Origin of the sequence: Xanthomonas sp. WCS2018Noco2-27 (genome assembly GCF_031843525.1) — a bacterium.
Taxonomy (GTDB): Bacteria; Pseudomonadota; Gammaproteobacteria; order Xanthomonadales; family Xanthomonadaceae; genus Xanthomonas.
In genome coordinates this window covers 150,487-156,486 of sequence record NZ_JAVTIK010000013.1, presented here as the reverse complement: position 1 = coordinate 156,486, position 6,000 = coordinate 150,487, and the positions used below count along the sequence as shown (strand labels likewise).

Here is a 6,000-nt window from a genome sequence, read left to right as displayed (position 1 = left end):
CCGTTTCGTCAACACCTTTCGGTGTTTCTGATTCGCCCCGTTCGTTGTTGCGGTGCTTGAAGAGCGCCGCCGTCCTGAGCGAGGTCGCGCAGTTTATCGAGCCTGTGCAGAAGTGCAAGCACTTTTTGACACAGGCATGACAATGCGCCGAATTTCTTACGCAGGCTCCAACACGGCAAAGACACCAGCGCGCTCTATGGCCACATCTATATATGGTCACCTCGATATAGAGAGGTGCGCTCCACGCTTCGGTACCGCTGACTGGTTGGCTCGGTAAGAATGCAGGGCCCGGAGGAGCCATACGATGCCGCCAGCCCGCAACCTGTTCCGCGATCTATCCCTGTCAGCGATTGCCGCAGGCTTTGTCACCGTACTGGTGGGATTTGCCAGTTCTGCGGTGATCGTCTTCGAGGCGGCGCGACATCTAGGCGCTGACCAGGCGCAGATTGCATCGTGGATGTGGGCGCTGGGCATCGGCATGGGCGTGACGTGCATCGGGGCGTCGCTGCACTACCGCGTGCCGGTGGTGACGGCCTGGTCGACGCCGGGTGCGGCGATGCTGATCGGCAGCGCCGCAGGGGTTCCCTTGCGTGAGGCGGTCGGTGCATTTGTGGTTGCGGCGGTGCTTGGACTGGTAGCCGGGTTCTCCGGGTTGTTCGAGCGGGCGATCAAGCGCATGCCGGTGTCCCTGGCGTCCGGCATGTTGGCGGGGGTGCTGCTGCGCTTTGGACTGGATCTGTTCGTGGCGATGCAGAGCCAGCGGGTCCTGGCAATCGCGATGCTGGCGACCTATCTGGTTGGCCGGCGCTGGTTTGCGCGCTATGCGGTGATTGCGACCTTACTGGTAGGCATTGCGATTGCGGCGGGCGGTGGGCTGATGCACTGGAATAGCGTGCAGCTGGAGCTGGCCTATCCGGTGCTGGTGGTGCCGTCGCTGTCGTGGGCGGCGGTGGTCGGGCTGGCGATTCCATTGTTCGTAGTGACGATGGCCTCGCAGAACGTGCCCGGCGTTGCGGTGATCCGGGCGTCCGGCTACCAGGTGCCGATCTCGCCGACGATCGGATGGATCGGTGTGGTCAATACGTTGCTGGCGCCGTTCGGCGGCTACGCCTTGAACCTGGCCGCGATCACTGCGGCGATCTGCATGGGCCGCGAGGCGCATGAAGACCCTGCCCGGCGCTATACCGCCGCGGTGAGCGCGGGCGTGTTGTATGTGGTGATCGGCTTGTTCGGGGCGACCGTGGCGGCGGTCTTTGCCGCGTTCCCGCGCGAGCTGGTGATGGCGATTGCCGGAATCGCGCTGCTGGGCACCATCGGCAACAGCCTGGCGGCAGCCTTGCGCGAAGATAGCGAACGCGAGGCGGCATTGGTCACCTTCCTGGTGACGGCCTCCGGGCTGACCTTGGGAGGGATCGGTGCGTCGTTCTGGGGGCTGGTGGCCGGGACCGTCACCCTGTTGCTGTTGCGGCCGCGCGCTTGACGCGGCGATTGCAGCTCAGCGCTGGCAGCGCTGCCGGCGCTCGATGTCCTTTGGTGTGTTCCCTCAGGCTTTGAGCGGCACCACCACTGATCGATACGCAGTGACTCAAGACGCTGAAGGGGCGCATCGTTGCCCGGGCCGCTAGTGATGTTGCCCGACGCGATGGATGCGGCAGCAGCGGCCGCCTGCAACCGCCACTCGACGTCGATGCGGCGGGCGGCACTTATTCCGGATCGCGCAGCTGCAACAGCCAGTGGGCGATGACGCCGCTGGGGCTGGGCAGCGGTTCGAGATGGAATTGGCGATAGATGGGCGAGCCATCGTGGGCGCGCAGCGGCAGGGTGACGTAGGCGGCACGGCCCAGGCGCAGGGCGTCCTCGAGCAGTTCGACCTTGGACCTGGCGGCATCGTCGGCCACCAGGGTTAGAATGTCGCAACCGATCAGCTCGGCAACCTCGGCCTGGCTGAGGTCGGCAAATGCAGGGTTGGCGAAGATCAGCCGGTGTGGGGCGCTGCTGGCGCCCCGCTCGATAATGGCAACGCCGTCGCGCAGACGCGACAGCGAGGCTTCCAGCAAAGTGAAATCCTGCTGGAAGCGCTTGCGCTCCATCAGTTCGATCAACACGCGCAGGCTGCGTGCCGACTCCAGGTGCAGCGGCGACCAGCGACGCGCGCGGCCGCTCACGGTTTCCTGCCAGAGATCGAAGCTCTTGCGGGGCGACAGCCGTGAGTTGGGGATATCCGGCAACTTGGCCAACTGCGGGTTGCCGGCCCATTTGACCTGCTGCACCTGTTCGCGGCGCGTCCATAGCAGCGCGCTGCGCGATTGCGGCATCAGCGGCACAAAGATGAAACCGGCCGCCAGTGGCGCGAGATCGGCCAGCTCCGGGAACACCTCGCCGATGGCATCCACATGCAAGGCGCCGACGGCGTCCTCGCGCAGCGCCTCGTGGTGCTCGGATTCGATGTGGTTGCGGATACGCCGGAGCGCGGCGGCATCGGGCGTGCTGCCGTGGCGGCTGATCTCGTTGCCGTGGAAGATCGCCACTCCGTCGGCATCCACCACGTCCATCAGATCCGGCGCCATGCCGGCGAGCAGCTCCACGGTCATGTGGTCGGCGGCGTTGAAGTCGGTGATCAACTTTTCGCGCACGGTGAGCAGTACCGATTCCAGATGCGCGCGCGACACCGCCTGCAAGGCGCCGATGCGTCCGGCTAGCGCGCGGGTGACCGCATCGGTGGCATCGCGCATGGCGTGACTGGTGAAGTGCGGGCTGTAGTGATGGCAAGCGATCAGCCCCCACAGCACGTCGTTGACCACGATCGAGGAGACCAGGGTGGCGGTCACGCCCATGTTGGCCAGATATTCCAGATGCACCGGCGAGACGCTACGCAGGCTGACGTCGCTCAGATCCACCGGGGTGCCCAGGCGCGGATGCAGGGTGGGCTCGATCGGCGATGGCCGGTAGCCGACATCGGCGATCTGGCGGACGCGGTTGCGCAGGTACAGCGCGCGCGCTTGGGCCGGGATATCGGTGGCCGGGTAATGCAGGCCGAGGTAGGCCTCCAGGTCGGGTTGGCGTGCCTCGGCGATCACGTCGCCGTTCCACTCTTCGTCGAAGCGGTAAATCATCACCCGGTCGAAGCCGATCATGCTGCGCAGGCCTTTGGCCGCCCGCACCGCGGCTTCGGCGATGCCGGGATCGCGCTCGATGCTGCGCAACAGCGGCAGCGCTTCGCGCAGGGTAACGTCGATCAGGCGCGCGTCGCGCGGCTCGATTTCGATCAGCCACTGCTCGGGATACAGATGCCAGGCGGCCACCCAGGGGTGGTCGGTGGGCGCAGCGCGCCTGGGGAAGCGCACCTCCGCATGCAACAGGTGTTGCGGTTGATCGTCCACTGCGAAGGGCTGCGCGTCGGGCAGCTCCAGCACCTGGGCGTAAGGCATGCCGAGCAAGGCGTCCATCGGCACGCCGAGCAGGTCGGCTGCGGTGGTGCTGGCCTGCACGATGCGGCCGTCGGCCGGTTCGATCACCAGCAACACGCCATAAGGCTGGATCAAGCCGGGGATGTGGATCGGCTCGCGCGCGCAAACATCCATATCCAGGGGTTCGGTGGGCTGATTCACGGGCACGGCTCCGCAGCGAGGCAAGTGTGGAAGTGGGCAAACATGGCTTGCGCACCAGCGATGGCGGCAGCCTGCGTGTGGGGGGAATCCAGGCGCTGATCGAGGACCGCCTGGAAGCGGCGCCAACCGGCGGGGTCTTCGTCGGCCAGTTCGAAATACTGCAGCGCATCGGCCAGGCCGGGCTGGTGCTTGCGTAGACCGCGCGCAATGACCCGGCCGCCAAGCTTCGAGCCTTCTACCACATACAACATGCCCCAGCGCGTGGCATCGGTGCGCGCAGCGGGCAGTGCGATCGGCAGATCCAGTGGTTGATCGAGCGCCCGCAGGTCGGCACGCAGGGCCGGCACGCGGCGGCGATAATGCCAGCCGTTGCCGACCAGCGTGCTGAGCCAATCGCCCAGATGCGTTTCGAAGCCGGCCAGCAAGGCGTGGTGGCGACGCAGGATCTGCGCATAGCTGGCGCGATCGACCTGTCCCTGCCCCAGGGCCTGCATCAGCGGCACCGCTTCGACCAGGCGATGGGTGTCCTGGGTGGCGTGCCGCAGCACGTGCGCGGCCGATGGCGGAACAGCCAGGGTGTCAGGACACATAAGCAATCGAGGCGGTGCCGCGGCACGGAGTGCACCAGCCTAGCAGCGCCTGTGCAAATCAGATAAAGCGGACGCAAGTGCTGGATGAATACGTTGGCATCAGCCCTGGGCTGCCGGAGCGATGCCACCGCCCCGCCCGGCGCGCTTCCATGCCATCACCCACCCGGCGGCGAGTAGCACACCGGCCAGCAACCACGGCGCGCCGGGCAGATGCAGTGGCGCGCCACTGCCGATGAACCAGGCAAACACGTTGGCGAACAACAACGGCCCAGCGATACCGGCCAGGCTGATCAATCCGGTCAGGGCGCCCTGCACGCGACCCTGCGCATCGGCGCCGACTTCGCGGGTGATCAAGGCTTGCGCGGCTGGTGCGGCGATCGCCCAGAAGGCGCTGATCGGCACGCCGATCAGGAAGGCCGCACCACTGTCGGCCAGCCCGTAGATGACGAAGCCCACCACCCCGCAGCCCAGGCCCAGCAACAAGGCGCGACGTTCGCCCAGCCAGCGCACGATCCGGCCGACCAGCAGCGCGTTGACGATGATGCTGCACACCCCGACCCCGGCCAGCACCCAGCTCACTTCGCGCGGGCCCCAGTGGTACTGGTAACCAGCGAACAGCACGAAGATGCTGGGATAGACGTAATGCGCCAGGTTGGCCAGAAACACCACCGAGGCCAGGCCGAACACCTGCGGGTAGCGGCGTAGCAACTTGAGTGCACCCAGCGGGTTGGCATGCGACCACTCCAGGCGTGCGGTGCGGCGCTCGGGCGGCAGCGATTCGGGCAGCACGAACCAGCCGTACAGCACGTTCAACAGCGCCAGGCCTGCGGCAAACCAGAACGGCCAGCGCAAGCCGATGCCACCCAGCCAACCGCCAATCAACGGGCCGGCGACAAAGCCAATGCCGAACGCGGCGCCGAGCATGCCGAACGCGCCGGCGCGTTTGTCGGCGGGTGTGACGTCGGCGATGTAGGCGTTGGCCGTGGAAAAACTGGCCGAGCAGATGCCCGAGATCACCCGTGCCAACAGCAGCATCGGCAAGCTGTGGGCGATGGCCATCAGGATGAAATCCAACCCCAGGCCCAGGCACGACAGCAGGATGACCGGGCGACGGCCGAAGCGGTCGGACAAGGCGCCTTGCAGCGGCGAGCAGACGAACTGGATGGAGGCGAACAGGAAGCCGAACCAGCCGATCCAGCCGGCGGCCACCACGTAATCGCCACCGGTGAAATGCCGCACCAGATCCGGCAGCACCGGGATGATCACGCCGAAGGACAGCACGTCGATCAGCACGGTGATGAAGATGAAGATCAACGCGGCGCGGCGGCGCCCCGGGGCTGGAGCGGAATCGGCGGAGAGAGACATCGCGCGGCCCAGGATGGCGAGGCGGGAAGTGTAGCTGCGGATTGGCTCGGATCGGCTCTGGGTGGGTGACCAGGCGTGGGGGACGAGGCTTAGGAGCGGTGCGAGCGGCTGGATTGGGCCCGGCCGCAGGAGATTGGTGCAATCGCTCTGTGGAGATCGCTTGGGTTTGGTGGGGCTTGTGCGAATCGGGCTGAGCGACTTGGTGCCTGAAGGGCGATGTCAGCTGATTTTTTAGCTAGGAGCAGCACTGGACGTGCGGGTGCGTTGGGCTGGGAGTTCTTGCTGACACCGCACCCTCATCCGCCCTGCGGGCACCTTCTCCCGGTGGGAGAAGGGATGGGTCGTGCGATGCGGCTTGGAGGTCTCCCGTCTGCCTGCGCTTGGAGAAATAGAGGTGCGGGGTGGGTCCCGGCTGGAGTTCTTGCTGACACCGTACC

4 protein-coding genes are annotated in these 6,000 nt (G+C 66.3%); 1 reads left to right on the top strand and 3 read right to left on the bottom strand.

The window, feature by feature from the left end; translation table 11 throughout:
* The first annotated feature begins 304 nt into the window (after positions 1-304).
* Entirely contained in the window at positions 305-1,480 is a 1,176-nt protein-coding gene (locus tag RQH86_RS18530) for a benzoate/H(+) symporter BenE family transporter (RefSeq protein ID WP_311239239.1), read from the top strand.
* A gap of 223 nt (positions 1,481-1,703) precedes the next feature.
* Here the strand turns inward: RQH86_RS18530 and bphP are convergent, their stop codons facing one another.
* The 3 genes from bphP to RQH86_RS18515 form a co-directional block, all read right to left on the bottom strand.
* A complete protein-coding gene (gene bphP, locus RQH86_RS18525) occupies positions 1,704-3,608 on the bottom strand; it encodes a bacteriophytochrome BphP (RefSeq protein ID WP_311239238.1) in 1,905 nt (634 codons plus the stop codon).
* Complete coding sequence (locus tag RQH86_RS18520; protein ID WP_311239237.1) at positions 3,605-4,198, bottom strand: biliverdin-producing heme oxygenase; 594 nt, start codon at positions 4,196-4,198, stop codon at positions 3,605-3,607. The genes bphP and RQH86_RS18520 overlap by 4 nt, the downstream gene beginning before the upstream one ends.
* A gap of 99 nt (positions 4,199-4,297) precedes the next feature.
* Positions 4,298-5,563: a TCR/Tet family MFS transporter gene (locus tag RQH86_RS18515; RefSeq protein ID WP_055852348.1), complete on the bottom strand. Its 1,266-nt coding sequence runs from the start codon at positions 5,561-5,563 to the stop codon at positions 4,298-4,300.
* Between the last annotated feature and the right edge of the window lie 437 nt (positions 5,564-6,000).